The 1,318-nt window shown below is 38.5% G+C and carries 1 protein-coding gene; it reads right to left on the bottom strand.

Annotation, left to right across the window (positions count from 1 at the left end; genetic code table 11):
• Positions 1–79: 79 nt before the first annotated feature.
• On the bottom strand, positions 80–1,318 hold a 1,239-nt coding region (locus BFU02S_RS15845), incomplete at its 5' end, for an IS1182 family transposase (protein ID WP_066372767.1).

The raw sequence follows: 1,318 nt of genomic DNA, 5'->3' as shown, positions 1-1,318 counted from the left end.
AGGGCTCAGCCTTTTTCTTTAGAATGATTTATTGGATATTATTGGTTGTAATTCGTGCACAGAAGATCATTCCCCTGTTTTATTCCCTCACTTTTTGTTGTTTTTCAGTGTATGTTGCCCACTTTTTCAAATTGTGGGCAACACAAATAAGACCCCATTCCACCGTTGTTTTGGAAAGGCCTCTTAATGTAAATCGTTGGAAGTGGCTGTTGTGCTTAATTTGAGCAAATACTGGCTCCGCTTCTATTTTCCGTTGTCTATACTTCTTTTTCGCTTCCTCCGAGGTTAATCTTTCACGGACTTCTTGGCGCTGCTTCTGATTCTTCATGGAAACACTGATGCTTTTTGTGTTCTTTCCTTTTGCACAAGAAGATTGAAAAGGGCATCCATGGCACTCTGTGCACATGTAAGTTCGTTTCATCGATTCATACCCATTTTCTGATTTCCGTTTTCTTTCGTAACTAAAGGTAAGTCGTTTATTATTTGCACAGATCCATTCGTCTAATTCCTCGTCATAAGTCATGTTCTCCAATTTACCGATTTGATTTTTCCAAGCTTTTGTTTGTTCCTTATTGAATGTGTTGTATTTAACCAGCGCTTCGATTTCTTCCTTTTCACAATAATCATAGTTTTCTTCGCTACCATAACCAGAGTCGGCAATGAGTGTTTTTGGTTTTGGCCGATCATACTTTTTCATTAATTCAAAGTGAGGAATTAGGCAGCCGGGATCTCCGGCACGTTGATGTAGACTGAACCCTGTGATAAATTGTCCTTCCGTTCCGATTTGTACATTGTAACCAGCCTTTAATTGACCGTTCTTCATGTGGTCTTCTTTCATGCGCATGAAAGTGGCATCTTTATCCGTTTTTGAATAGCTGTTTCGGTCGCCAAATGTTGATTTTTGTTCTTCATATTTTTGCTTTCTGGGCAAAAGGTCCTTTTCTAATTGTCGTTTTGCTTTTTTCAGGGTTCGATTTGTAGGTTCCTGTTCTAATTTTTTCTCTACCTTTTTGATGGTCTCTTGGATTTTCTCGGAGGTAACAGGAGCTGCCTCCAATTTTTCTTGAAAATCCATTTCTTTTTCAGCTTGCTCATCTTCTTTCATTACTTCCTCAATTGATAAGACGATCTGTTTGTATTTCTCATCCAGCTTTGTATCGAACTTTTCTGTCGCCTTCCTCCAAACAAAAGTATATCGATTAGCGTTAGCTTCCATTTTCGTTCCATCAAAATAATAATCTTCAAGCTTTACTAACCCCTCCTGGCATAAAAGATCCACAATTCCGAAGAAGGTTTCATAAATGACATCCTTCATACG

It is taken from the genome of Neobacillus fumarioli NBRC 102428, assembly GCF_001591485.1.
GTDB lineage: Bacteria > Bacillota > Bacilli > Bacillales > Cytobacillaceae > Neobacillus > Neobacillus fumarioli.
This window is presented reverse-complemented; position numbering and strand designations above follow the sequence as displayed.